This window comes from Chryseobacterium sp. CG10_8 (assembly GCF_058117085.1).
The window spans coordinates 34,125-58,951 of the sequence record NZ_JBYVEB010000002.1 but is presented as its reverse complement, the minus strand read 5'-3'; the positions used below and the strand labels follow the sequence as shown (position 1 = coordinate 58,951).

The 24,827-nt window shown below is 35.7% G+C and carries 24 protein-coding genes; 5 read left to right on the top strand and 19 right to left on the bottom strand.

What is annotated here, in order from left to right; translation table 11 throughout:
- Positions 1 to 57: 57 nt before the first annotated feature.
- From AC4AGG_RS00735 to AC4AGG_RS00675, 13 genes are all read right to left on the bottom strand, one after another.
- Positions 58 to 1,020, bottom strand: a complete 963-nt coding sequence (locus AC4AGG_RS00735) for a phosphatase PAP2 family protein (protein WP_489770082.1) — start codon at positions 1,018 to 1,020, stop codon at positions 58 to 60.
- A 2-nt stretch (positions 1,021 to 1,022) separates the two neighbouring features.
- Positions 1,023 to 1,925 carry a hypothetical protein gene (locus tag AC4AGG_RS00730; protein ID WP_489770051.1) on the bottom strand — a complete coding sequence of 301 codons (903 nt, stop codon included), beginning with the start codon at positions 1,923 to 1,925 and terminating at the stop codon, positions 1,023 to 1,025.
- 89 nt (positions 1,926 to 2,014) lie between these two features.
- Complete coding sequence (locus AC4AGG_RS00725; RefSeq protein WP_489770050.1) at positions 2,015 to 3,793, bottom strand: acyl-CoA dehydrogenase FadE; 1,779 nt, start codon at positions 3,791 to 3,793, stop codon at positions 2,015 to 2,017.
- Positions 3,794 to 3,843: 50 nt separating this feature from the next.
- Entirely contained in the window at positions 3,844 to 4,200 is a 357-nt protein-coding gene (locus tag AC4AGG_RS00720) for a four helix bundle protein (protein WP_489770049.1), read from the bottom strand.
- A 35-nt stretch (positions 4,201 to 4,235) separates the two neighbouring features.
- Positions 4,236 to 5,414: a thiolase family protein gene (locus tag AC4AGG_RS00715; RefSeq protein ID WP_489770048.1), complete on the bottom strand. Its 1,179-nt coding sequence runs from the start codon at positions 5,412 to 5,414 to the stop codon at positions 4,236 to 4,238.
- Positions 5,415 to 5,460: 46 nt separating this feature from the next.
- Positions 5,461 to 5,805, bottom strand: coding sequence for a four helix bundle protein (locus AC4AGG_RS00710; RefSeq protein WP_489770047.1), 345 nt, complete (start codon positions 5,803 to 5,805; stop codon positions 5,461 to 5,463).
- Positions 5,806 to 5,880: 75 nt separating this feature from the next.
- Positions 5,881 to 8,286, bottom strand: a complete 2,406-nt coding sequence (locus AC4AGG_RS00705) for a 3-hydroxyacyl-CoA dehydrogenase/enoyl-CoA hydratase family protein (RefSeq protein WP_489770046.1) — start codon at positions 8,284 to 8,286, stop codon at positions 5,881 to 5,883.
- An 83-nt stretch (positions 8,287 to 8,369) separates the two neighbouring features.
- Positions 8,370 to 8,819, bottom strand: coding sequence for a MarR family winged helix-turn-helix transcriptional regulator (locus tag AC4AGG_RS00700; protein WP_489770045.1), 450 nt, complete (start codon positions 8,817 to 8,819; stop codon positions 8,370 to 8,372).
- 526 nt (positions 8,820 to 9,345) lie between these two features.
- Positions 9,346 to 10,725 (bottom strand): M20/M25/M40 family metallo-hydrolase, encoded by a 1,380-nt coding sequence (locus AC4AGG_RS00695; protein ID WP_489770044.1) that lies wholly within the window; start codon positions 10,723 to 10,725, stop codon positions 9,346 to 9,348.
- Between the two features lie 54 nt (positions 10,726 to 10,779).
- Complete coding sequence (locus AC4AGG_RS00690) at positions 10,780 to 12,021, bottom strand: DUF1015 domain-containing protein (protein WP_489770043.1); 1,242 nt, start codon at positions 12,019 to 12,021, stop codon at positions 10,780 to 10,782.
- Between the two features lie 6 nt (positions 12,022 to 12,027).
- Positions 12,028 to 12,987 (bottom strand): D-2-hydroxyacid dehydrogenase, encoded by a 960-nt coding sequence (locus AC4AGG_RS00685; RefSeq protein WP_489770042.1) that lies wholly within the window; start codon positions 12,985 to 12,987, stop codon positions 12,028 to 12,030.
- Positions 12,988 to 13,033: 46 nt separating this feature from the next.
- The gene (serC, locus tag AC4AGG_RS00680; protein ID WP_489770041.1) at positions 13,034 to 14,089 is read right to left on the bottom strand and encodes a 3-phosphoserine/phosphohydroxythreonine transaminase; all 1,056 of its coding nucleotides are present in this window, start codon (positions 14,087 to 14,089) and stop codon (positions 13,034 to 13,036) included.
- Between the two features lie 45 nt (positions 14,090 to 14,134).
- On the bottom strand, positions 14,135 to 14,485 hold the full coding sequence (locus tag AC4AGG_RS00675; protein WP_489770040.1) for a 4Fe-4S dicluster domain-containing protein: 351 nt from the start codon (positions 14,483 to 14,485) through the stop codon (positions 14,135 to 14,137).
- A 59-nt stretch (positions 14,486 to 14,544) separates the two neighbouring features.
- Here AC4AGG_RS00675 and AC4AGG_RS00670 point away from each other — a divergent pair, with 59 nt between their 5' ends.
- Positions 14,545 to 15,579, top strand: coding sequence for an acyl-CoA reductase (locus tag AC4AGG_RS00670; RefSeq protein ID WP_489770039.1), 1,035 nt, complete (start codon positions 14,545 to 14,547; stop codon positions 15,577 to 15,579).
- A gap of 238 nt (positions 15,580 to 15,817) precedes the next feature.
- Positions 15,818 to 15,967, top strand: a complete 150-nt coding sequence (locus tag AC4AGG_RS00665) for a hypothetical protein (protein WP_489770038.1) — start codon at positions 15,818 to 15,820, stop codon at positions 15,965 to 15,967.
- Between the two features lie 354 nt (positions 15,968 to 16,321).
- Here the strand turns inward: AC4AGG_RS00665 and AC4AGG_RS00660 are convergent, their stop codons facing one another.
- The 4 genes from AC4AGG_RS00660 to AC4AGG_RS00645 form a co-directional block, all read right to left on the bottom strand.
- Positions 16,322 to 16,573 (bottom strand): DUF6952 family protein, encoded by a 252-nt coding sequence (locus tag AC4AGG_RS00660; protein WP_489770037.1) that lies wholly within the window; start codon positions 16,571 to 16,573, stop codon positions 16,322 to 16,324.
- Between the two features lie 27 nt (positions 16,574 to 16,600).
- A complete protein-coding gene (locus AC4AGG_RS00655) occupies positions 16,601 to 16,909 on the bottom strand; it encodes a thioredoxin family protein (RefSeq protein ID WP_489770036.1) in 309 nt (102 codons plus the stop codon).
- A gap of 80 nt (positions 16,910 to 16,989) precedes the next feature.
- Positions 16,990 to 17,622: a peroxiredoxin gene (locus AC4AGG_RS00650; protein ID WP_489770035.1), complete on the bottom strand. Its 633-nt coding sequence runs from the start codon at positions 17,620 to 17,622 to the stop codon at positions 16,990 to 16,992.
- A 117-nt stretch (positions 17,623 to 17,739) separates the two neighbouring features.
- The gene (locus AC4AGG_RS00645) at positions 17,740 to 18,936 is read right to left on the bottom strand and encodes a pyridoxal phosphate-dependent aminotransferase (protein WP_489770034.1); all 1,197 of its coding nucleotides are present in this window, start codon (positions 18,934 to 18,936) and stop codon (positions 17,740 to 17,742) included.
- A gap of 96 nt (positions 18,937 to 19,032) precedes the next feature.
- Between AC4AGG_RS00645 and rsmG the strand changes: the two genes are divergently transcribed.
- The 3 genes from rsmG to AC4AGG_RS00630 all read left to right on the top strand — a co-directional run bounded on the left by rsmG (position 19,033) and on the right by AC4AGG_RS00630 (position 22,959).
- Positions 19,033 to 19,665 (top strand): 16S rRNA (guanine(527)-N(7))-methyltransferase RsmG, encoded by a 633-nt coding sequence (gene rsmG / locus AC4AGG_RS00640; protein ID WP_489770033.1) that lies wholly within the window; start codon positions 19,033 to 19,035, stop codon positions 19,663 to 19,665.
- Positions 19,666 to 19,721: 56 nt separating this feature from the next.
- Positions 19,722 to 20,129: a hypothetical protein gene (locus AC4AGG_RS00635; RefSeq protein WP_489770032.1), complete on the top strand. Its 408-nt coding sequence runs from the start codon at positions 19,722 to 19,724 to the stop codon at positions 20,127 to 20,129.
- A 121-nt stretch (positions 20,130 to 20,250) separates the two neighbouring features.
- Positions 20,251 to 22,959: a PD-(D/E)XK nuclease family protein gene (locus AC4AGG_RS00630; protein ID WP_489770031.1), complete on the top strand. Its 2,709-nt coding sequence runs from the start codon at positions 20,251 to 20,253 to the stop codon at positions 22,957 to 22,959.
- Positions 22,960 to 22,975: 16 nt separating this feature from the next.
- Here AC4AGG_RS00630 and AC4AGG_RS00625 read toward each other — a convergent pair whose 3' ends face one another.
- Together AC4AGG_RS00625 and AC4AGG_RS00620 are read right to left on the bottom strand one after the other, a co-directional pair.
- Positions 22,976 to 23,515: a DUF922 domain-containing protein gene (locus AC4AGG_RS00625; protein WP_489770030.1), complete on the bottom strand. Its 540-nt coding sequence runs from the start codon at positions 23,513 to 23,515 to the stop codon at positions 22,976 to 22,978.
- Between the two features lie 13 nt (positions 23,516 to 23,528).
- Entirely contained in the window at positions 23,529 to 24,710 is a 1,182-nt protein-coding gene (locus tag AC4AGG_RS00620; protein ID WP_489770029.1) for an acyl-CoA dehydrogenase family protein, read from the bottom strand.
- Positions 24,711 to 24,827 lie beyond the last annotated feature (117 nt).

Below are 24,827 nucleotides of genomic sequence, written 5' to 3'. Positions count from 1 at the left end.
AATTCCTCCTAATGCGGCATAAAATCCGTGATTAATAATTCTGATTTTTCCGATTCGTCATTCTTTCCAAGAGTTTGAAATGTTTTCGCATCCTTGGATGAGAAATTCATAAATTTTTTTTCGATGATGAACGATGTAGTAGGCGGTGATTCCGAAAATTACATCCAGAATCGTATGATTTTTAGTCGTTAAACAACTGATGGTAATTGCCCAACCAATAATTGCAAAAATCAATTTTGCTTTTGGGAATGCCTTTGAATAATATTTAGAAACGATTAACGCCCAAAATATATGGAATGATGGTAATGCACAAACGACACCATCTGTTTCTCGTCCCCAAATAATAAGTTGAGTAAAGATATTGGTATTTTCAATAGGTTGATAATCAATAACAAATGGAAAAGATAAATAGCAGTAAAAAATAAGCACCATTCCTGAAATCGAATCAAAAATAAATGACCTTACTTCTCTATTCTTATTCAAAATAAATGGAAACAAAATAGCCAACGGATAAAGCAAAATGTATGGAATTACAGTGAAATCCATGAAAGGAATTTTCGTGTCCCAAATGATGTTGGTAACAATGGCGTCCATTGGTTTGCCGATGAAAATAAAACTTTCATAAATCAATAACCAAGGGATGAAAACCCAAATGTAAATGAGTATTTTATTTTTAAAACTGATATTTTCGTTGTTGTCATCGGGAAAGTCAAAGAATGTTTTGTGGTATTTATTTTCAAATGCTTTTGAAATAACTTCATTTTCAAAACCGATGATGTAACAGATAATCAATATTATAAAAGTAGGAGAGACGAACCAAAATCCCGACGGAGATTGAAAGTATCCTGAGATTCCAAATGACATGAGTATGGCTCCAACATAAATCGGATGATGAAAAAAATGATATAATCCTGTACTGACATAATTTTGTGGAGGAAAAGCGTTCATCGGAAGTCCTTTTCCTTTGTTCCATAGGTTATACATCGCCCAAAGAATCATTAAGAAACCAATGGTAGCCATCGCTAAGAATACCAATGGGAAATTTGGAACGGGAAGGTGGATGATTGGATTGGTTCTATAAGCCCAAAAGATGAGCAGGACCGGTAAAATGATACAGAAGGTGCTTCCGTAAATGATTTTTTGAAAAGTGACTTTTGCATGTTCCATAAGACTTTTTCATAAAGTGAAAATCCTTGTTCTGTTTGGTTGTCCATTTCTAAAGTGGAGCGACTTTTAAATTTCATTTCTCTGGAATTCAAAAATTTTTTACTGAAGAAAATTTTTAAAAAGGAGTATTTATCGACAATTGAAAGGAGTATTTCGTTTTTGATGGTGATGGGATTTTCAAATTTCAATGTTGCATTCTCTTGTTTAAAATATAAACCATCATCCGAAATTTCGACGTTTTTAATCGTTTTTCCATTCCAGAAAACTTTTTTCAACGGTTGTTTCCCAATCCATTCAATCCAAATTATGGTGTGATTTTCTGACAGAAAGCGTCCCCATTTGAGCTCTGTAATTGGAAGTTTCCAAGGCGCAAAATTCATTTCCAACGTTTCAGCATAACCTAGTCCATAAAAAGAGTAATCTCCACATCTTACTTCAAAATTTGCTTTTGGGTGGTGGCAATTCCAATATAGTTTTTTACTATTATTTTGTAATAGAACTTCTGAAAATCCATGGTCAATTTTTTCCCAATTTCCACAAATTTGATATGAATTTAATAAATGAAAACTGGCTTTTTTTGATGTTATGACCGTTGCTTTTTTAAGAAATGATTTTTCTAACGGACCATCTGAATTTGAAATGATAAATGAAGAATAAGGAATTGGTATCCCAAATAAAGAGAGTTTTGCAGAATACAAAATTATTGTATTTCCTTTGTCATCTATCCCGTCGAAATAGTGTTTTTTTATTCTAAACATCAATTTGAAAAAACTAAAATACAAAAAAAACACCTTCCAAATGGGAAGGTGTTTTATAAATACGAGATTTAATCTTAATCATAACCTAATTAATATCCTCCTTTTTCCACAAAATGTGCTGCAATTTTTTCAGTTAATGCAATCACGTTCGGGTTATTGGTGTACTTTGTAAATCTTCTAAGAGCAGAAAGCATCATTCGTTGCTCATCGCCTTCGGAGAAAGAAAGGATTCCTTCTTTTGCTGCTACAATGATTTTTTCAACCGCTTTGTAAAGATTCAGTTGAGCCATTGCTGCTTGGATAGAATCTGGTGTGAACGATTTTTCAGCTCTCAAAATTGCAGATTCAGCCATGTAAATTTGATTCAAAATTTCTGAAGCATTCAACAAAAGATGTTGATGTTTTTCGATTTCCATCATGTATTTCTGCAACGCAGCTCCAGAAACCATCAAGAATACTTTTTTCAAATTCGCAATTAGCGCTTTTTCTTCACTCATAAAAGCAGAATAATCTGGAACTTCGAAAGATGGAAGTCCCATCATTTCTTTTTGAATGGCCATTGCAGGCGTTAACAAATCTAATTGTCCTTTCATCGCACGTTTAATCAACATTCCTACCGCTAAAAGTCGGTTAATTTCGTTGGTTCCTTCATAGATTCTTGCAATTCTTGCATCTCTCCACGGTGCTTCCATGGGAGCATCTGCAGAGAATCCCATGCCTCCATAAATTTGAATTCCTTCATCGGCTGTATTTTGGGTAAGATCTGAAACAAATACTTTAAGAATGGAACACTCTACTGCAAATTCTTCCACACCCTTTAATTCTGCTTCTTGATGATTCATTCCTCCAGCAACCAATTCATCGATTTTATTCTGAACATCTTTTGCTGCACGATAAGACCCTGCTTCAGAAACGAAAACTCCAGTAGCCATTTCTGCTAATTTTTTGCGAATAGCTCCGAAAGTGGAAATTGCAACTCCAAATTGTTTTCTTTCGTTGGCATATTGTAAAGAATAATTCAAAATTCTTCTTTGTCCATCGAGATTTGCAGCTGCTAATTTAATTCTTCCAACATTCAAAGCGTTCAATGCGATTTTGAAACCGTTATTTCTTTCACCCAAAAGGTTTTCAACAGGAATTTTCATATCATTAAAGAATACCTGTCTTGTTGAAGAAGAACGGATTCCCAATTTGTGTTCTTCTTCTCCCATTGTCAAAGAGTTTGGATCTTCTAGTTCGCTTCTGTTCACCACAAATCCAGTGATGTTTTTATCATCATCTATTTTAGCGAAAAGTGTGAAAGTATCGGCAAAACCTGCGTTAGAGATCCACATTTTTTGACCATTAATGATATAATGTTTTCCATCGTCGGAAAGTTTAGCTTTCGTTTTTCCAGAATTAGCATCCGAACCGGCATCGGGCTCCGTTAAACAATACGCTCCAAACTTTGTTCCACCTGCCAAATCTGGCAAGTATTTTTGCTTTTGTTCTTCGGTTCCGTAAAGAAGAATTGGAAGGGTTCCGATTCCAGTGTGCGCTCCATAAGCCGTTGCTAAGGAACCGTTTGCTCCAGAAGCCATATCACATGCTAACATGGTGGTTACAAATCCCATTCCGAGTCCACCGTATTCTTCAGGAACGGCGATTCCCAAAACGCCCATTTCTCCCAATTTCCGCATACATTCTTCTGTTAATGCGTAATCTTTATGCTCGAAACGCTCACGAAGTGGAACGACTTCTTTGTCAATAAATTCTTTGATGGATTCGCGAAGCATTATTTGTTCTTCGCTAAGGTTTTCTAAAGTGAAAATTTCGTTTGCAGGGGTTTCCTTGATTAGGAATTCTCCGCCTTTTAATATTGTGCTCATTACTTAAATTTTAAATTATGGATTATAAATTTTAAATTATGGATTCGGTGTTATAAATTTTCAGATGAAGTTTTAATTATCTTGGTCAAAATATTAATGATGCTTTCAACTTCTTTTAAATGAGTTTCAATATCTATTTGAACCAAATTTGAAGATTGATAAAGTCTTAACCAATATTTTGTTTCACGAGCTTCTTTGTTAGCTATTGAAAGTTTAGAAATAAAATCTTTCTTCGATTGAGCTGCAATTGCTTCTTCTACATTGGCTCCGATTGAAGTACCACAACGAAGAATTTGTTTTGATAAAATAAATTCATTTTGAGACTTACATTCTTGATAAAATTTGATTATCAATAAAGCAAAATCAAAAGTTTTTATTTGAATTAAATTATCTTCTTTGAAGCTCATTTCATCTAAAATTTATAATTTAAAATCTATAATTTTTAAAGAAGTTCAAATATACTCGCCGCACCTTGTCCTGTACCGACACACATGGAAACCATTCCGTATTTGTTGCCACGTTTTCTCATTTCGTCTAACAATTGAACGGTTAATTTTGTTCCAGTACAACCAAGTGGATGTCCAAGAGCTATTGCGCCACCGTTTACATTGAGAATATCAGGATTAAGGTTTAGTTCTTTTTTGATGGCAACCGATTGAGAAGCAAAGGCTTCATTCAATTCAATTAAATCGATATCATTCAGTTGAAGTCCAGCTTGTTTCAATGCTTTTGGAATCGCATAGATTGGTCCCATTCCCATGATTCTTGGTTCAAGACCTACAGTTGCGTATGCCGCTAATCTTGCTTCAGGTTCAAGTCCTAATTCTTTAACCATTTCTTCGCTCATCACAATCACAAAAGCGGCACCATCACTCATTTGAGATGAATTTCCGGCAGTTACACTTCCTCCGTTTGCAAAAACTGGTCGAAGCTTTCCTAAACCTTCCAAAGTCGTATCTGCTCTTGGTCCTTCATCAATAGTGAAATCAAACTTTTTGGTTTGCATTTTTTGATTTTCGTCCAAGAAATTATATTCAACTGGAATTGGTGCAATTTGATTCGCAAAACGATTTTCAGAAATGGCTTTCAAAGCTTTTTGATGCGATGCAAATGCAAATTCATCTTGCTCTTGGCGAGAAATATTAAATTCCTTGGCAACCGCTTCCGCAGTGTAACCCATTCCCCAATAATAATCGGGATTGGATTTTGCGATATCCGTTTCAGGAACAGGTTTGTAACCTCCCATTGGAATGTAACTCATGCTTTCTGTTCCACCCGCAATAATGCAATCTGCCATTCCTGCTTGGATTTTTGCAGAAGCAATCGCAATCGCTTCACTTCCAGATGCGCAATATCTGTTCACTGTAACACCTGGAACTTTGTCTGTATCTAATCCCATCAAGGAAATTAGACGAGCAACGTTAAGACCTTGTTCTGCTTCTGGCATTGCGTTACCAACGATAAGGTCGTCAATTCTATTTTTGTCCAATTGAGGTACTTCCGCCATCAGTTTTTTAATCACTGTAGCGGCCATTACATCAGGACGGGTAAATCTGAGACTGCCTTTCGGTGCTTTACCGACAGCAGTTCGGAATCCTTTTATTATGTATGCTGTTTTCATTTAGATTAGAGATTTAAAGACGAGAGATTTGAGACTCTCATCTACTTTAAATAATTCTTTTGTTGATATTTTCTTTAAAAACATAAATCATTTTTTGAACTTCATCAAGCTTATTTAATAAAGGTTCAATAATTTCTTCAGAAATAAAATTCAATCGATGACAAATTATTAATTGAGTTTGTAGTTCATAAGAAGAACCATAGGCAATATTCAAAAAATAGAAAAACTCTTTATTCCTTTCTCTTCCTGCTCCTTCTGCGATATTGGAAGAAATTGAAACAACGGCTCTTTTAATTTGTGAAGAAAGTCCATATTTTTCATCATTAGGCATATTCGCTAATGCTTTGTAAACTTCAACACACAAATCAATTGATTCATTCCAAATTTTCAATTTTTTAATATTGTGCATAAATGGTTTAGATTTAAGTTTTGTTATCTTTTAGTCTCGAGTCTTAAAGTCTCAAGTCTAATTCCTTAGCGGTTTCCCATTCTGTAACATGTATTGAATTCTTTCCAGCGTTTTTCTTTCGCCACAAAGTTGTAGGAAAGTCTCACGTTCTAAATTCAATAGGTATTGTTCCGTCACTAAAGTTGGTTCTGAAAGATTTCCGCCAACCATAACATTCGCTAATTTGTCCGCAATTTTTTTGTCGTGGGCAGAAATGAAATTTCCAGCTAACATTTGGTCTGTTCCAACATAGAACATTCCGAGTGCGTCTTTACCTAAAACCGTTACTTTTTGTTCAATTGGTTGCGTGTAACCTTGTTCGGCTAAAAGTTTTGCAACTTTTTTAGCTTCAGCGATTTGACGATTTTTGTTCACGACCACAATGTCTTTACCTTTCTCCAAAATATGCATGTCATAGGCTTCGTAAGCAGAAGTTGCCACTTTTCCCATCGCGATATTCATGAAAGCATCACGAAGACGGTTGTTTTTAACGTCATCTTTAACAAATTCACGGGAAGTTCTTAAGGTCATTTCTTTGGTTCCACCACCACCAGGAATTACTCCGACACCTACTTCAACCAAACCGATATACGTTTCAGCGGAAGCAACCACTCGGTCTGCATGAAGCGTCATTTCGCAACCACCACCTAAAGTCATTCCGAAAGGTGCAACCACAACTGGAATAGAAGAATATCTTACTCTCATCATCGATTTTTGGAAATAAGCAATCGCCATATTAAGGTCATCCCAATCTTGGTCAACAGCCATCATCAAAATCATCGCAAGATTAGCTCCGACTGAGAAATTTGCCCCTTGATTGGCGATAACCAATCCGTCATATTCTTTTTCGGCTAAGTCAATCGCTCGGTTCAAACCATCTAAAACACCACCACCAAGAGAATTCATTTTGGAACGGATTTCAAAATTGATGATTCCGTCTCCTAAATCTTCGATTGCTGATTCTGAATTGCTCCAAAGCGTTTTGTTTTTTCTAATATTATCAAGGATGATAAAGGATTCTTGACCCGGAATTTGGTTGTAGTTTTCTGAATTTTTATCAAAGAAAATACTTTGACCTTCGTTACTTACTTTGTAAAACGTTTCACCTTTTTCAGCCAATTGTTTCACCCAATCCGAAACGCTGTAACCCGCTTCTTGAGCCAATTCGATTCCTTTGGAAACACCAACTGAATCCCAAATTTCAAAAGGTCCGTTTTCCCAACCGAAACCTGCTTTCATGGCGTCATCTATTTTGTAGATTTCGTCTGAAATTTCAGGAACTTTGTGAGAAACATAGGCAAACAAAGCACCTAAAGATTTTCTGTATAATTCTCCAGCTTTGTCTTTTCCGTTAATTAAAACTTTAAATCTATCCAAAGGTTTATCAATGGTTTTGGTCAGCTCCAAAGTTGGGAACGACGATTTTCGTTGCAACTCGTATTGCATGGTGTCCAAATTCAATCCATGAATTTCAGACTTACCTTCAGCATTTTTAACTTTTTTGTAGAAACCACCATCAGCTTTAGAACCTAACCATTTATTATCCATCATTTTTTGGATATATTCAGGCAAAGCAAAAACATCATTAAAATCATTAGCTTCCATACCACTTTGTCGAACGCCGTTTGCAACATGAACCAAAGTGTCTAAACCAACAACATCCGCTGTTCTAAACGTCGCTGATTTTGGACGACCAATGACAGGTCCTGTTAATTTATCCACATCAGAAACGGTTAATCCTAATTTCTGAACGTTGTGCAACAAATCCATCATGCTGAAAACCCCAATTCTATTGGCAATAAAAGCAGGAGTATCTTTCGCAAGAACGGTAGTTTTTCCTAAAAATTGAGCGCCATAATTCATGTAGAAATCTGCAACTTCAGGAAGTGTATCCTTGGTTGGAATAATTTCTAAAAGCGGTAAATATCGAACAGGGTTAAAGAAGTGAGTTCCCGCAAAATACTGCTTGAAATCGTCGCTTCTTCCTTCTGTTAGGAAATGAATAGGAATACCCGAAGTGTTGGAAGACACCAAAGTTCCAGGTTTTCTGAATTGTTCAATTTTTTCGTAAACGGATTTTTTGATGTCCAATCTTTCAACCACGACTTCTATAATCCAATCCGTATTTTTGATTTTTGCCATGTCGTCATCAAAATTTCCGGCAGAAATTCTATCCGCAAATTTCGGTGAGTAGAGTAGAGCAGGACTTGCTTTCTGAAGTTTAGCAAGATTCTCTGTGGCAATACGATTGCGTACCACTTTGTCTTCTTTGGTAAGACCTTTTTTCTGTTCCGCTTCAGTCAGTTCAAAAGGGACAATGTCCAAAAGTAGAACTTCGACGCCAATGTTGGCAAAGTGCGCCGCAATTCCGCTTCCCATAATCCCAGAACCGAGAACGGTAACGTGTTTGATTCGTCTTTTCATATATAATAGTTGATTCGTTTTAATCGTTCGATGTAACCTTTCGGTTTCATTTTTATACGTTATTTCTTAATCTCAGTCTGAACCTATTTCTTATTATTGAGTTCCTGAGCTGTTTTCATGATGGTGTTCATCACTTCATAAAAAGTGTCCAATTTGTCTTGAGGAACTTTGTTAACCACCCTTTGATTAAAGCTGACAACAACATCTTTGGAAATATCTCTATGTTCCATTCCTTTTGGAGTCAGTTTAATAATGACCTCTCTTTTGTCGCGAACAGTTTTTTCCTTATAAATGTATCCATTGTCTTCAAGGAGTTTTATAATTCGGGTCAAAGACGTGGGCTCAATGGCCATTTTTGGTCCCAAATTGGTGCTTCTTGTTCCTTTTTTGGGGTCAATCTTCAATAATGTTAAAGCCTGAACAGCTGTTGAATCATATTCCGAAGCCAGATCCGAATACATCTTTGCGACAGCTAACCATGTGGATTTCAGGACTAAATCTATTTCTAGTTTTTCTTTTGTAGTGTTTTTCATGTTAAGGGTTTTACTTCCTTTTCAAATATAATAAATATTATGCATGCATAGTATATTGATGCTGTTAAATTTTATTAAATATTGATAATCAATTAATTAAATCTTATGAAAAGCATAATTGATTTTATTAAATATTTGTTGTTTTTAGCAATGTTTAAGGGCTTTCGTAATGATTGGGAGGTATGTTGAATTGAATTTTAAAAGTGTGGTAATTTTGTTGAATATTTTGTAATTGGGATTGCCTGAAAACGGTATTGAATCTTTAATTTATTGATAGAAGACTTTAATTCCTCAAAGATTTAGTGTTAAGAAATAAATGTTTTTGCTGAATTCAAAGGTTTAATTTTAAATTCAGATTGTGGGAGAAAGGGTAGAAGTTAGGTAGGGAATTCTCCTTTAAAATATTTAGATTTAAATTATTTCTGAAGGTAAATTCTAATGAGTTATCACCTATTTGGAAGTTAGCTTCACAGGTTGGAGTTTAAAATTCAGAAAAGAATAGCTGATATTTTGATGGTATCAATTTCTACCAGTTTTGGTCGATGATATAGACGATTTGCGCCATCGTAACTGCGCCTAAAAGTAATTCTCGGCGATTGACTTTTTCGAAGGTGTCTTCAGAAGTGTGGTGGATATCAAAATATCTTTGCATGTCCGGAACAAGTTCCGCTAAAGGAATATTTTGCTTTTTGAGTGGCGCAATATCTTGACCCGAATATTCTTGGTCAAAATCATAAACTCCAAAAGGTTCAAAATACTTTTTCCAATCGAAAATCTGCTTTCTTCTTTGAGGAATCATGTCCAGCGAAATTCCACGAGGTGTAAAACCTCCAGCATCACTCTCAATCGCGAAAAGGTGCTTTTCTTCACTTTTTTTTACTTGATATGCATAGGTTTCTCCTCCAGTAACACCATTTTCTTCATTAGCAAAAAGCACCACTCTGATGGTATGCTTTGGTTGAATTCCTAGAGCTGTAAATGCTCGAAGGACTTCCAAACATTGTACAACACCAGCTCCGTTGTCATGTGCTCCTTCAGTAATATCCCAAGAGTCGAGGTGAGCAACGACGAGAATCACGCTATTGTCACTTTTTCCTGGGATTTCACCAATGACATTATGATCGATTTTTTCGCCTTTAGTCCCAGAAGTTGAATTGATTTTAGCGGTTACTTTCCCTTTTTTGAGCATTTCCTCTAATTCATCCGCACTTTTTGCACCAATAGTCAATGCAGGAATTTTGTTGACAACATCATTATCATAATACATGCTTCCTGTATGCGGAACATCGTCAAAACCTGAAGTGGCTGACCTTGTAATAATGGCTTTGCAACCTTTTTTGCTTACTTGATTAGGAGCTGACCAACGGTACTTTCCTGCAATTAGATAAGCTTCTGCGGGATTAATGATGGTTTGGTCAAAGGCATAATTAAAGAATATAATCTTGTCTTTGACATCCGCGGAAAACATTTGACTGAATTCTGCCATATTCTTGACAAGCAAAATTTCCCCTGTCAAATCCTTACCCGCTGTCCCTTCGGAACCGCCTAAAGTCAGCGTTTTCAAGGATTTCCAGTTGCTTTTATCTGTCTTTATTTGTAGAGAAGTATTTCCTCGTTGCCAGTCAGGAGATTTAACTTCTTGTTTCCAAACTTTGGTTGCACCAGCTTTTTTAAGCTCTTGCTCTGCCCAAGTAACTGCTTTTGCATAACCAGGTGTACCGCCAAAACGGGGTCCAATACCTTTGGTGAGTTCTCTTAAATTTTGATAAGCATCGCTATTCAGTAAAATTTCGTCCGATATTTTTTTAAACATTTGAGGATAATCCACGGTTTTGACAGCCGTTTTTTTCTGCCCGAAGAAAAGGGTAGAAATGAAAACAGCACATAGCCAGAGGAACTTATTCATAGTCTAATTGTAATTATCGGATTTAATTCAATCTCGATGGTGGGTCACAGAAGCCTACTTCATGTCATACATTAACAATGCAGTCACAAGTTTTGGTTCGATAAAGGTACATTTTGGAGGCATACTGATTTTATTGTCCGATATCTTCAACATTTCGTTGAAACTTACCGGATATACTCCAAATCCAACTTCGTACTTGCCAGAATCCACAGCATCTTTTAATCTCAAGATCCCTTCAATTCCTGAATTTCCTTTCAAGTAATCGATGTTTTCTGATTCGTCGGTTTTTTCAATTCCAAGAATATCTTTAAAAACAAGTTTGTCCAACAAGTGATGGTCTAAGTGGTTCATGTTGATATCGTCGGAACGCAAATCATGTTTGACGTGTAACGAATAGAATTTACCATCCATATACATCGAAATGTGAAATTTCTTAGATGGGAAATAAGGCGTTTCACCTTTTTCATGTATCAAGAAAGAATCTTCTAATTTTTTCAAAAAGACATCTTTAGGAACTCCATGAAGGTTCTTCAAAAGTCTATTGTAATCGTGAATCTTAATCGATTGATTAGAAACAATGAATGAGTAAACGAAGTTATAAGGCTCGTTACCTGTATGTCTCTTATTTTTTTCCTTTTGGTGTTTTGCGTGAAGAGCAGTGGAACCCATTCTGTGGTGTCCGTCAGCAATATAGAACGAATCAACTTGGTCGATTACTTCTTTTAGCTGTTGCATCTTTAGTCTGTTGTCAATTTTCCAAAGTTTGTGTTTGATTCCCAAACTATCTTCGTAATTAAGGATTGGAATATTTTTCTCCTCATGATTCATGAGAAGCTCTACTTTGGAATTGGCTGGATAAGTCAATAGAACAGGTTCTGCCTGAATGTTGACTTTATCCAAATAATGAGCTAGTTTTTCTTTCTTTTTCTGAATGGTACTTTCGTGACGTTTGATTTTGTCATTCCAAAAATCTTCCACACTTACCAAGCCCAAAAGTCCACGAAAAACATTTTTGTTAGGATAAATTTGTTCGTAGAGATAGTACGCACCTCTGTCTTGATGCAATACATTTTTCTCCAATAATTCCTCATAATTATGCCGAATCTTTCTCAGATTTCTATCGACGTCTTTGGACTTACTACATACATAGGGTTTAATCATCTGTATGTACGAATTTTCAATCTGTGCTTTTTTATTAATTTCTTCTTGAGTAAAATTATCTAAAGGATGAGATGGAAAACAATCCACAAATTCGCCTTGAGGTCTTACTCCTCTTAAAGGTTTGAAAGTTGGCATATCTTATTACAATTGCTTTTGAATTTCTATAATCTGTTCTGCAAGTTCGGTTCCTATTTTTTCCTGCGCATCCAGAGTGTTACCACCCAAATGCGGTGTAAGCGAAAGTGCAGGATTCATAAGCAGGGCGAGTTCTGGATTGGGCTCATTTTCGAATACATCCAATGCGGCTCCTGCAATTTTTCCCTCTTCGATAAAGTCTAACATGGTCTTTTCGTTAATCACACCACCTCTTGCTGTATTCACAATAAATACGCCGTCTTTCATTATTTCGAATTCGGGGGTATCAAGGATATACTCACTGGTTTTCGGGGTGTTAAGACTTAGGAAGTCAACATCTTTTAGGAAGTCTTTCATGTCATTGGTGGAAGTAATTTCGAATTCCACTTTTTGACCGTCAAAAAATTCTAGGCTTAGTTTTTCGGTTTTTGGTTGTCTGGTGCAGACTTTAACTTTCATTCCAAGGGAAATACCAATTTTGATGACCTCTTTTCCTATTCCACCAAAGCCAATAACTCCAAGAGTTTTTCCTTGAAGCTCAACTGCATTGGTATAAGCTTTTTTGAGTTGATTGAAATTAGTATCGCCTTCAAGCGGCATCATTCGATTAGATTCGTGCAAAAATCTAGCTAAAGAGAAGAAGTGTGCAAAAACCATTTCCGCAACAGAACGAGATGAAGCATTAGGAGTATTAATCACATGAATTCCTTTTGCTCTTGCATATTCGACATCGATATTGTCCATTCCAACACCTCCTCTTCCGATGATTTTGATGCTTGGACAAGCGTCGATTAAATCTTGGCGAACTTTGGTTGCGCTTCTAACCAACAAAACCTCCACTTGATTCTCATTGATGAAGTCAGCAAGTTGTTCCTGGGCAACTCGATGGTCAAGTAATTCCAAACCACCATTTTTTAGTGCGTTTTCACCTGCTTTAGAAATTCCGTCGTTGGCTAGTATTTTCATTAAATCTGACTATAATTTAAATTATTTCTTAAAAAATCTTTTAGGACTAGATAGATTTCATTACATCTACAAGAACTTGTACGCTTTCAATTGGAAGAGCGTTATACAAGCTTGCACGATATCCTCCTAAACTTCTGTGTCCATTAAGTCCATTGATTCCAGCAGCTTTCCAAGCATTATCAAAAGCTTCTTTTTTGCTTTCGTCTAATAATTTGAAGGAAACATTCATGTTAGAACGATCTTCTAATACACAGAATGTCTCAAATAATGGATTGCGATCGATTTCGTCATAAAGCAATTTTGCTTTCGCATTATTTCTTTCTTCTGCTGCAGCAATTCCTCCATTTTTTTCTAAATGTTGAAGTGTTAGCAACGAAGCATATACTGGGAATACAGGCGGAGTGTTGAACATTGACTCCTTCTTGATGTGCAACGCATAATCCAAGTAAGAAGGGATGTCTCTTCCTGTTTTTTCTAAAATTTCTTTTTTAACCACAACTAAAGTTGTTCCCGCAGGTCCCATATTTTTCTGCGCCCCTGCATAAATCAAGTCAAACTTGGAAAAATCCAACTGTCTCGAAAATATGTCAGAACTCATATCACATACCATCAAAGTATCCACTTCTGGGAATTCTTTCATTTGAGTTCCGTAGATGGTATTGTTAGAGGTACAGTGGAAATAATCGTAAGAACTATCTACGGTATAATCTTTTGGAATAAAGGAATAGTTTTGTTCTTTGGATGAACCAACAACATCAACATGACCTAATTTTTTAGCTTCTTTGATGGCGCCACTAGCCCAAGTTCCTGTGTCTAGGTAAGCTGCTTTTCCTCCAATTTTTAATAAATTGTAAGGAACCATCAAAAATTGCAAACTAGCACCTCCTCCAAGATAAAGCACTTCATAATCATCATTAAGGTTCAATAATCTTTTGACAATGGCTCTGGCTTCATCCATTACCGGAACAAAATCTTTGCTTCGGTGAGAAATTTCTAACAACGAAAGTCCAATACCGTTGAAATCTAGGATTGCTTCTGCTGATTTTTGAAATACTTCTTGTGGTAAGATACACGGTCCAGCGCTGAAGTTATGCTTTTTCATAAAAGGTAAATGATTTTGGGGTGAAAGATATTACAATTTTTAGAACTATTCTTGATGTAAGAAAGCTTTTTTTGTTAACAACGATTCTTCCGATTCTACGTGGCTGTCATCAGGGATACAACAATCAACTGGACAAACTGCAGCACACTGAGGCTCCTCATGGAAACCTTTGCACTCTGTACATTTGTCTGGTACAATGTAGTATACATCATCGCTTACAGGTTCTTGTGGTGCATCTGCGTCTGTAGTAAGTCCTGATTTCAAAGTTACCATTCCTTTGAGGGAAGTTCCATCGGAAGCTTTCCAATCGACAGCTCCTTCGTAAATCGCATTGTTTGGACATTCTGGCTCACAAGCCCCACAATTGATACATTCGTCAGTTATTACAATAGCCATTGCTAATTATTTTTTAAATTTGCGCAAATTTACTAAAAATTTGTCAATTTTACCGTAATATGGGTCGCGAAAAACTAATTATCAGTCTTGCAAAATTGGGTCACTATATCCAGGGATTTTTTGAAAAAAATCCCGAAAATTATAACAATAATGATTTGATTTTCTTCGAGAAATTAAAGAGATCCGAAATCGAGAATCCTTGGTTTACTCAAGAAAATCTCCGATTTTGTCTTACACAATGGTCAAATGTACTGACTGAAGAAAAAATAGAGAAATGGCTTTCTCATTACGGATTTTCTAATTCGGGTAAAAGAGTAGGGTTAATTCTTGCCGGCAATATTCCTATGGTTGGATTTCATGACGTACTCTGTGTTATTTTGAGTGGTCATTTGCCTTTGATTAAATTGTCTTCTAAAGACAAACAATTAATTCCATTTCTGTTAGAAAAATGGAATGAGTTTTCAGGTGGTGAGGTCAAATATGATTTTGTTGAAAGGTTGGTGGACTTTGACGCAGTAATCGCAACAGGAAGTAATAATACCGCGAAATACTTGGATTATTATTTCAAAGATAAACTCTGTATTATCCGTAAGAACAGAACTTCAGTCGCCGTAATCAAGGGTGATGAAACTGATGAAGAAATTCAATTGTTAGCGGAAGATATTTTTAGATATTTTGGGTTAGGTTGTCGCAATGTTTCTCGAATTTTTATTCCTCAGAATTTTGAATTAAGTAGGTTATTCGAGAATTTTATGGGGTTTCAAGATGTGATTAATCATCATTCTTATTGCAATAATTATGACTATCACAAAGCTATCTATCTGTTGAACCAAGATAATTTTTGGGATAATAATTTTGTGATGATGAAGGAGGAAGAATCTTTGTTCGGGCCTTTGTCTGTTTTGAACTTTTCCCGTTATGTAAACCTTCAAGAAGTTAAAGATTTTCTATCGAATAACGAAAAAGACATCCAGTGCATCGTCGCAAAACCTGAATTGGGACTAGCCTCTGAGAATTTTGGTCAGGCACAAAATCCAGCCCTTGATGTGTATGCAGACCATATTGATACCATGAGATTTTTGGAGGTTATCTAAATTGTAACATTTTTAAAAGCATAAAATTCTGTTATTCTTTGGTTCTATGATTTTTTCTGGTCTTGGAAAAGTTAAGATTGATAAATATAGTATGTGTATTTTATAGAAAGTGTCAGACTAAGTTCGTCGAAGGATAAGATGAATTTTTTAGATAATTTGGCCTAAGTCCCTACGTAAATTTCTATTGAGTTGATTTTTTGCATTATTTTTTTAGTTATATTTATTAAAAATTTTAACCATGAAAAATAATCAACTTCTCTTGCGTGCGCAAGAACCAATGGCGGGCTATATTTATAGGGTTTTCTATGATGCTCCTTCTCAGTTCACTAATCCCATGATGCTTGCATCTTGGAAGATTTCAGAAAAAATAATCAATAATAGAATTTGATATGAGAAGAGTTGATAAAATATTTGTTGCGTTAAGTGTAGTCGCTTTACTCTATTTTGTTTTTTTGTCCACATTTAGTGGTTGGCCGGAAAAAATTAGAAATTCGGAATTTGTCGATATGATGATTGCATTTTTAACAGTGCCAATGTACGTTTTTGTATTTACAATGCTCCTTTTGAGTTGCTTTCGACTTTTTAAAAAGGATAAAAATTACTGGTTGGTACTCATCATCAATCTGGTTAGTGCCGTCTTTATTACCATTAAATTGTTAGAAAATTAAGATACTCTATTTTGAATAAAAAAACCTTTCCATATTTTTGGAAAGGTTTTGTTTTTTTGGTTGTAGACAATGTCTTAAGACAAGTCAATAGAACCCAGTACTTTTTTAGAAAAAGCATTTAGGGCATCTTTTTCTATCATACCATTTTTTACGCTTTCATGGACTTCAAGAGCACCACAAATATTGGTGATTAGTTCTCCAGCAACGTTGATATCTTCTTCACTCACACCGCGAAATTCTGTGAAACTTTCCAAAACTTCTAAAGTTTTTTCGAGGTTTTCTGGTGTTTGATTTTGATAGAGTTGTCTTATAATTGGGATTTTCATCTTTTTATAATTTTAAATGAAACTAAATTATTTGCTCTCCGCAAAAAGTTGATTCAAGCTTTCTGCTTGATTCGTTTGCACTTGGTTAACCAACGCTCCGTTTTTGAAGACGGCAAAGGTTGGTAAATTGTCAACTTTCGCTAATTTTCTACTTTCAGGAAGTTTTTCTGCATCAACATAGTAGAAAGGGATTTCTTCATTTTCAGAAGCCAATTTTTTGAATTTTGGTTTCATGATTCGGCAATTTCCGCACCAAGTTGCGCCGTATTGTACTACTACTATTGGGTTTTCGTTCACAATATTTTGAAGGGTATCTTCGGTAAGTTCTGTGTACATTGTTTTAGATTTTAGGTTAAAAAAATGAGATTTAACCAAGGTCAAATCTCAAATTTATAGATTAAGGTTTTCCCTCTTAATTAGTGAGAAGCAAGATATGCAGCTGTTGACTTAAGGTCAGCGTTCATTGCATCTTTTCCTTCCTCCCAGTTAGCTGGACAAACTTCACCATGTTTCTGAACGTGGGTGTAAGCGTCAACCAAACGGATATATTCTTTAACGTTTCTTCCAAGTGGCATATCGTTTACTGATTCGTGGAAGATTTTTCCAGTTTCGTCAATAAGGTAAGTAGCTCTGTAAGTTACGTTAGAACCAGTGAAAATTTCGTTACCATCTTCATCATATTCGAAATCTTGGTCAACAATTCCTAAAATGTTAGCTAATTGTCTGTGTGTATCAGCAAGGATTGGATAAGTTACTCCTTCGATTCCTCCATTATCTTTTGCAGTGTTTAACCAAGCGAAGTGTACTTCGTTAGTATCACAAGATGCAGCGATGATTTTGGTGTTTCTTTTCTCAAATTCTGGTAGTGCCTCTTGAAAAGCGTGCAATTCTGTTGGACAAACGAATGTAAAATCCTTCGGGTACCAAAATAATAGTACTTTTTGCTGATTTTTTGTAGCTTCTTCTAATACGTTGATTCTTAAGTTGTCACCCATTTCTGACATCGCGTCAACGGTAACATCTGGGAATAATTTTCCGACTAATGACATAATTGTATAATTTTTTTTAGTTCTTCTTTTCAAAGTGCAAAGGTATAAAGATTACACCAATTGGTTCAAAAGGGCCAAAAGAAATTATCTATTAGAAAAATTGAGATTATAACTATTTTATTCTGAGATGGAAAGTAGGCAATTTTTGATTCTGTCCATCGCTTTTCGAAGGTCTTCTTCTGACGCAGCGTAAGAAAATCTAATACATTCTGGGCTACCAAAAGAATTACCGCCTACACATCCAACATGAGCTTCCTCTAATAAAAACATGGCGAAATCATCGGAATTTTCTATCAATCTACCTTTAAGTGTCTTTCCTAAATAATGAGAAATATCAGGAAAAAAGTAAAACGCAGATTGAGGTTTCGATACTTTGAAGTGCGGAATGTCTTGCATTAGTTCAAAAACAAGATCTCTTCGTTTTTGAAATTCTGCAATCATATAATGATAATCTTTAGGGTCGGTTTCCAAAGCGGTGATAGACGCAATTTGAGCAATCGTATTAGGTCCACTGGTCATTTGACCTTGGATTTTGTCACAAGCTTTTGCCAACCATTCAGGACATGCAGAATACCCCATTCTCCAACCTGTCATCGCATAACCTTTGGAGAGCCCGTTGATAATAGCAACTTGCTCATATACTTCAGGAAATTCAGCGATAGAAGCATGACCTCCTTCATAATTGATGTACTCGTAGATTTCGTCCGAAATAACTGTGATGTGGGGATATTTTACAACAACATCAGCGATTTTTTTCAGTTCATCTCTGGTGTAGAAACTTCCTGAAGGATTACATGGAGAACTATAAAGAATAGCTTTGGTTTTCGGAGTAATCGCACTTTCTAATTGTTCTGCGGTCATTTTGAAATCGGTATCGAATCCCGTCTGAACAAAAACTGATTTTCCACCTACCATTTTGACCATTTCGTCATAGCTTACCCAATACGGAACGGGCAAAATAACTTCGTCTCCTTCATTAATAATTGAAAGCAAAACATTGAGAATTGATTGTTTGGCTCCGTTAGAAACGCAGATTTGGGTTGCTTTGTACTCTAAATTGTTGTCTCTTTTCAGTTTTTTGGAAATAGCTTGTCTTAATTCCAAAAATCCCGGAACAGGAGAGTAGTGACTGTAATTTTCATCTATAGCTTGATGTGCAGCAACTTTGATGTTGTCTGGAGTATCGAAATCGGGTTCGCCTAAAGTAAGGCTAATAACATCAACTCCTTGAGCTTTGAGTTCTCTTGCTTTGTTAGACATCACAAATGTTTGTGAATATCCCATTCTGTTAATTCGGTCGGAAAGTTTGTTCATAATTCTTCAATGCTTGAAATACAAATATAAAATTTTTCGAGAGTTTTGTTTTGAATTCCGTCATAAGAAATTTACTTTTGTGTTTAGAATTAGATTATGGGCGTAGAATTAATCACTAAGTATTTTCCGGAGTTAACTGAAAATCAATTGAATCAGTTCTCTGAATTAGAGAATGTTTACTTGGAATGGAACGAAAAAATTAATGTGATTTCCAGAAAAGACACGGAATTTTTGTACGAGAAACACGTGTTGCATTCTTTAGGAATTGCAAGGGTGATGAGTTTTTCTCCAGGAAGCAAAGTCTTGGATATTGGGACAGGAGGTGGTTTTCCAGGGATTCCGTTGGCAATAATGTTTCCCGAAACTCAATTTACGCTCGTTGATTCTATTGGAAAAAAAATTAAAGTCGTAGAAGCAGTTGCTGAAGAATTGGGCTTGACTAATGTTACAGCAATACATGGAAGAGCAGAGAAGGTCAAAGACCAATTTCATTTCGTTGTAAGCCGCGCTGTGACGAGTATGCCAGAGTTTTTGAGATGGTTAAGAGGAAAGTTTTTGAAGGAGCAAATTAATCCAAAACACAATGGAGTTCTTTATCTCAAGGGCGGTGATTTGGCGGAAGAGTTGGCTGGATTGAGATGTGAAATTTTTCCTTTGAATAAGGAATTCGAAGAAGAGTTCTTTGATACCAAAAAGGTGGTCTATATTTCTAAAGGAAATTTCCAATAGCCCTAACTTTTTAATTTTTAGTATCTTTAGTTTTTAATAACAGAAAACAACATACCATGAAAAAGTTTTTATTTTTAATAGGTGCTTTTGCATTGCTTGCTTTGTCGGTGCAATGCGAGGATGATGATAGAGACAATTACGTAGAAATTGTTTCTGTGGACAAAATTGCCATTGATAGTGTTACTTTGGTTAATGATACGATGGACGTTTATTCGGTGCAAAGTATTAGGACTTATTCTACCTATGGAAGCGGATGTCAGAATTTTTATGGATACGATTATCAAAGGGATGGCTTTACAAGAAATGTAACAGCTTATTCTTACACCCATAACGGAAATTGTACTCAGGCTACTCATACAGAAATGGACCAATTTAATTTTCAGCCAAGAGAAGTAGGGACTTATACGTTCAATTTCTGGAAAGATAATTCTACGGTCATTACCAAAACCATTGTTGTTGAATAGAGTCAGTTTTGTCCTAGATTAGTCGTTGTCACTTTGAGTGGTGAAGCTTATTGAGAAGTATTGTTAAGGACTATTTTTCACTTTTTTGAAACTCAAATTTTAAATTTTTTAAATCCATTTCTTGAAATTTTTACAAAACATCGCCGAAGAACTTCTTGCAGAAAATGCTGATTTATCAAAGTTTTCTGTGGTATTACCGGGTAAAAGACCTTTGGTTTTTTTTAAGAGAATTCTGGAGGAAAAGCAATATTCGGGGTTTCTTCCTCAGTTTTTTACTATTGAAGAATTGATAGGCGAAATTTCTGAAAAACAAGAGATATCAGGAGTTTCTTATTGGTTGTTTGCTTATGAAGTTTATCAAAAACTTGGTCTGCAACCACAGGAAGATTTCGCAGGTTTTCTTAAATGGTTTCCTACGTTTTCCAAAGATTGGGACGACATGCTGAAATTTTCTGAAAATGATACTGCTATTTTGCAATACATGCATGATGAAGAGCGCATCAAAAACTGGTCTCAAAGGCTTGATGATGAAGAAAATTCGGCACACAAAAAATTCTTGAATTTTTGGCGTAATATGTCCTCCTTTTTACCGATTTTAAGAAAAGAATTGGAGAAGAAGGAATGGGCAACTTCCGGAATGGTTCACCAATCAGCAAGAGAAAAATTAAAAAGTTTTGTCGAAAGTACATCCAAGCGATACATCTTTTGTGGATTCAATGCGTTAACTCCTATTGAAGAAAAACTGGTGAAATCTCTTTTTGAATGGGACAAAGCAAGAATATTTTTTCAGGCAGATCAATATTATATTGATGATGAAAGGCAAGAGGCTGGACAATTTATAAGGCAGAATATTAAGTGGAAAGAATTCAATGATAGCAGAGAGTTTCAGTGGATTGAGAAGGATTTTGAAAAATCAAAAAATATACAAGTCTATGAAGTTTCGGGGACAGTGGCACAAACCAAGTTGCTACCTGAAATTTTGGAGCAATTTTCGGATGGAGAAAGTGCCGATTTTTCGGATACAGCCGTTGTACTTTTAGACGAGAACCTTTTGCCAGCGACTTTGGACTCGCTTCAGATCGTAGAACATCTCAATATTACGATGGGATTTCCGTTGAAGAATCTCAGTTTTAGTATCGCAATGAAGCATTTGTTTCATTTGCAGAAAAATTTGGAAAAGAAATCCGGTTCCTACTATTACAGTGATGTGACTTCAATCTTGGAGGAAGTTCCTGTTAATGTGGAGGAAAAGTCGAAAATAGATGCTTTTATTTCTAAGATCGAGAAGCACAATATGGTCTATCTTTCGACGAAATTTTTGACCGAATATCTTAACGAACTATCTGTTTTTCCGCTTTTAGTAAAAGCAAAAACTCCAATTGAATTTTTAGAAGGATTGCAGAAGTACTGCTTTGAACTGAAGTTCAGAGAGTTGGATGATGTTCTATTTGAGAATGTTTCGCATTTCGAAAAAGTATTCAAACTGATTAGAAATCAAATTTCGCCCTATAGTTTTCCAATCACTATGGAGACTTTGGAGCAGCTAATTCAACATTATATTAATACGGAAACAATTGATTTTCAAGGCGAACCGTTGCAAGGATTACAAGTGATGGGATTGTTGGAAACCAGATTGTTGAATTTTAAAAATATTATTTTACTCTCTGTTAACGAGGGGAAATTGCCTTTAGGTAATTCTCAAAACACTTTTCTTCCATTTGATGTAAGACGAAATTTTGGACTTCATACTTATTTGGAAAATGATGGAATCTATGCTTATCATTTTTACCGATTGCTACAAGATTCAGAGAATGTTCATTTGTTGTATAATGGCGTAAGTTCGGGGATGAGTTCTGGTGAAAAAAGCCGTTTTATTACGCAATTGGAGTTAGAAAGTCCGCACGAAATTCATCATCGAATTATTGAAAATTCATCAGAGCCTGTTGTCGAAAAATTGATGGAAGTTGAAAAAACGGAAGCGGTATTTTTACAATTAGAAAGATGGAAAAGTCGTGTTTCGGCGACACATCTTACTTCTTACCTTCATGACCCAGTTCAGTTTTATTTTAATAAAATTCTGAATACAGGAGAAGCCATTGAGATTGAAGAAGAGTTGTCGAATAAGAACTTTGGTAACTTAGTGCATTACTCACTTCAGATTATTTACGAAAATTTTGTTGGACAGTTTGTGACTGAAAAGCTTTTGAATGAAGCCCTAAATAATGTAGAGGAAGTCCTGAATCAAAGTATTAAACAGCTCGAACACCAACCAGAATATTACCAAAATGGAATCAATTATATCCAGAAATCGATTGCTAAAAAGGTGATTGAAAATGTGGTCAACTATGATTTGCAGTTGGTGAACAGTGGCAATCAACTTCGGATTATCGCATTAGAGCGCAAGTTTGAAGAAATTCGTTTTTACTTAGATGATGAGAAGGAGGATTCTATATCTTTTTATGGATATATCGATAGAATCGACGAGTTGAATGGTGAAATTAGGGTGATTGATTACAAGTCAGGGAAGAGCAAAAAATTAGGATTGTCCATCACTGAGGAAAATCGTGAAGATTATCTGATGAGTAAGGAGAAGGACCAAATTATCCAATTGTGCATTTATCAATATGTATTGGGGCAATTACCCGAATTTTCTGGTAGAAATGTTCAACCAGGGATTTGGAGTTTTAGAGCTGTCAATGAGGGAGTGATTCCGTTAGAGTTTATCAAGGGAGATCTTGATGATGCGATGGTTTCTGTCAAAAATATTATCCTTGAAATCCTCAATCCTGAGATTCCGTTTTTGGAAACCGTGAAGACTTCGTTCAATTGATTTTTCCTCTTTATGTTTAGTGGTAAAGATCTGGAAGTTGTTTCTTGAAGAATAAAATCCATTCTTCTTGAGCTTTCTTATTTACATAATGTTCTGTTTCTTTATCGTAGCGCTCGTTTTCCTTTTTGTATTTGTAATCAATTTGGTCGATAATATTCTTAATGTCTGACTGGTAAGTTTTTTTATCAAACTTTTTATTTAAAATCATCTTCTCTATTTCACGAACTTCTAAAATGCCAAGATTAAAATGTCCTTGTTCATGAGAAAGTAATTCATCTGTGGCTTTAGTCATTTTTATCCAAGATTTTTCTTCATCTAAAGATAGAATGATGTTCATTTGATATACGACAATATTTTTTCTTCCAGCCTTTTTTATTTGGTAATCATAATGATATTTGTAGTAAGTGCCAGAATCAAAATTGCTTTTTTCATCCACTTTTCCAGTATAATCATCCCATGATAACTTACTATTGGATTCTTTTCCGTTTACAATTATTTTTTGTGCAAAAGTAAAATGGAGAAAAAGCAGTGACATTAAGAATAGAATTTTTTTCATCTTTTCCTACATTCTACGAGAACGCATTAATTCCCGTAATGTCTAATCCGGTAATTAATAGGTGAACATCGTGAGTCCCTTCGTAGGTTATGACCGATTCCAAATTCGCTGCATGACGCATCATTGGGAATTCTCCCATGATTCCCATTCCGCCTAATATTTGGCGACTTTCTCTTGCAATGTCAATCGCCATCTTAACGTTATTTCTTTTCGCCATCGAAATTTGAGCAGGAGTAGCTTTGTGGTCGTTTTTGAGATTTCCTAATTGGAGACAAAGCAATTGCGCTTTGGTGATTTCTGTTACGAATTCTGCTAATTTTTTCTGCTGAAGCTGGAAAGAAGCAATAGGTTTCCCGAATTGTTTTCTTTCTTTTGAATATTGCAAAGCAGTACAATAACAATCAATAGCAGCTCCAATAACACCCCAGGAAATTCCGTATCTCGCTGAATTAAGGCAAGAAAGTGGTCCTTTGAGTCCTTCCACTTTTGGAAGCATATTTTCTTTAGGAATCTTGACATTTGCAAAAACCAATTCGCCGGTTTTTGAGGCACGAAGCGACCATTTGTTATGGGTTTCTGGTGTTGTAAAACCCTCCATTCCTCTTTCAACGATTAGTCCTCTTACTTTTCCGTCTTCACCTTTTGCCCAAACGACAGCGATATCGCATACTGGTGCATTGGTAATCCACATTTTGGCACCATTCAAAAGATAATGGTCACCTTTGTCTTGATAATGAGTCTCCATCGAACCTGGGTCAGAGCCATGATTAGGTTCAGTCAATCCAAAGCTTCCAATCAATTCTCCAGCCGCCAATCTTGGTAAAAATTTTCTTTTTTGTTCCTCCGAACCATATTCATTAATAGGAAACATCACCAAAGAGCTTTGTACAGAAGCTGCAGAACGAACTGCAGAATCACCTCTTTCTAATTCTTGCATAATGAGTCCGTAAGAAATCTGGTCCAAACCTGCGCCACCATATTCTTCCGGAATATAAGGTCCGAGTGCTCCAATATTACCCAATTCCTTCATTAAGTTGGGTAAATCTGTGTGATGTTGAGCAGCGTCATCAATTCTTGGCATTACAAAACTCTCCACCCAATCTCTAACAGATTGACGTATTAACTTGTGTTCTTCGGTTAATAATTGGTCAATGCCAAAGTAATCAGGGATGCTGGTCAGCGGATAATAAGACATAAAAATGGTTTTTGCTAATATAAGATTTTTGAGAAATTTGAGAAAAAAAACTTGAAACCAATTTCAATGAAAAAGGAACATATCGCCTGATATGTTCCTTCTTTTAATGGTTATAGT

What these genes read in the sequence shown, in the direction of transcription:
- AC4AGG_RS00735 (WP_489770082.1), bottom strand. Translation starts at nt 1,020, where the DNA reads ATGGCTACCATTGGTTTCTTAATGATTCTTTGGGCGATGTATAACCTA.
- AC4AGG_RS00730 (WP_489770051.1), bottom strand. Translation starts at nt 1,925, where the DNA reads ATGTTTAGAATAAAAAAACACTATTTCGACGGGATAGATGACAAAGGA.
- AC4AGG_RS00725 (WP_489770050.1), bottom strand. Translation starts at nt 3,793, where the DNA reads ATGAGCACAATATTAAAAGGCGGAGAATTCCTAATCAAGGAAACCCCT.
- AC4AGG_RS00720 (WP_489770049.1), bottom strand. Translation starts at nt 4,200, where the DNA reads ATGAGCTTCAAAGAAGATAATTTAATTCAAATAAAAACTTTTGATTTT.
- AC4AGG_RS00715 (WP_489770048.1), bottom strand. Translation starts at nt 5,414, where the DNA reads ATGAAAACAGCATACATAATAAAAGGATTCCGAACTGCTGTCGGTAAA.
- AC4AGG_RS00705 (WP_489770046.1), bottom strand. Translation starts at nt 8,286, where the DNA reads ATGAAAAGACGAATCAAACACGTTACCGTTCTCGGTTCTGGGATTATG.
- AC4AGG_RS00700 (WP_489770045.1), bottom strand. Translation starts at nt 8,819, where the DNA reads ATGAAAAACACTACAAAAGAAAAACTAGAAATAGATTTAGTCCTGAAA.
- AC4AGG_RS00695 (WP_489770044.1), bottom strand. Translation starts at nt 10,725, where the DNA reads ATGAATAAGTTCCTCTGGCTATGTGCTGTTTTCATTTCTACCCTTTTC.
- AC4AGG_RS00690 (WP_489770043.1), bottom strand. Translation starts at nt 12,021, where the DNA reads ATGCCAACTTTCAAACCTTTAAGAGGAGTAAGACCTCAAGGCGAATTT.
- AC4AGG_RS00685 (WP_489770042.1), bottom strand. Translation starts at nt 12,987, where the DNA reads ATGAAAATACTAGCCAACGACGGAATTTCTAAAGCAGGTGAAAACGCA.
- serC (WP_489770041.1), bottom strand. Translation starts at nt 14,089, where the DNA reads ATGAAAAAGCATAACTTCAGCGCTGGACCGTGTATCTTACCACAAGAA.
- AC4AGG_RS00675 (WP_489770040.1), bottom strand. Translation starts at nt 14,485, where the DNA reads ATGGCTATTGTAATAACTGACGAATGTATCAATTGTGGGGCTTGTGAG.
- AC4AGG_RS00670 (WP_489770039.1), top strand. Translation starts at nt 14,545, where the DNA reads ATGGGTCGCGAAAAACTAATTATCAGTCTTGCAAAATTGGGTCACTAT.
- AC4AGG_RS00665 (WP_489770038.1), top strand. Translation starts at nt 15,818, where the DNA reads ATGAAAAATAATCAACTTCTCTTGCGTGCGCAAGAACCAATGGCGGGC.
- AC4AGG_RS00660 (WP_489770037.1), bottom strand. Translation starts at nt 16,573, where the DNA reads ATGAAAATCCCAATTATAAGACAACTCTATCAAAATCAAACACCAGAA.
- AC4AGG_RS00655 (WP_489770036.1), bottom strand. Translation starts at nt 16,909, where the DNA reads ATGTACACAGAACTTACCGAAGATACCCTTCAAAATATTGTGAACGAA.
- AC4AGG_RS00650 (WP_489770035.1), bottom strand. Translation starts at nt 17,622, where the DNA reads ATGTCATTAGTCGGAAAATTATTCCCAGATGTTACCGTTGACGCGATG.
- AC4AGG_RS00645 (WP_489770034.1), bottom strand. Translation starts at nt 18,936, where the DNA reads ATGAACAAACTTTCCGACCGAATTAACAGAATGGGATATTCACAAACA.
- rsmG (WP_489770033.1), top strand. Translation starts at nt 19,033, where the DNA reads ATGGGCGTAGAATTAATCACTAAGTATTTTCCGGAGTTAACTGAAAAT.
- AC4AGG_RS00635 (WP_489770032.1), top strand. Translation starts at nt 19,722, where the DNA reads ATGAAAAAGTTTTTATTTTTAATAGGTGCTTTTGCATTGCTTGCTTTG.
- AC4AGG_RS00625 (WP_489770030.1), bottom strand. Translation starts at nt 23,515, where the DNA reads ATGAAAAAAATTCTATTCTTAATGTCACTGCTTTTTCTCCATTTTACT.
- AC4AGG_RS00620 (WP_489770029.1), bottom strand. Translation starts at nt 24,710, where the DNA reads ATGTCTTATTATCCGCTGACCAGCATCCCTGATTACTTTGGCATTGAC.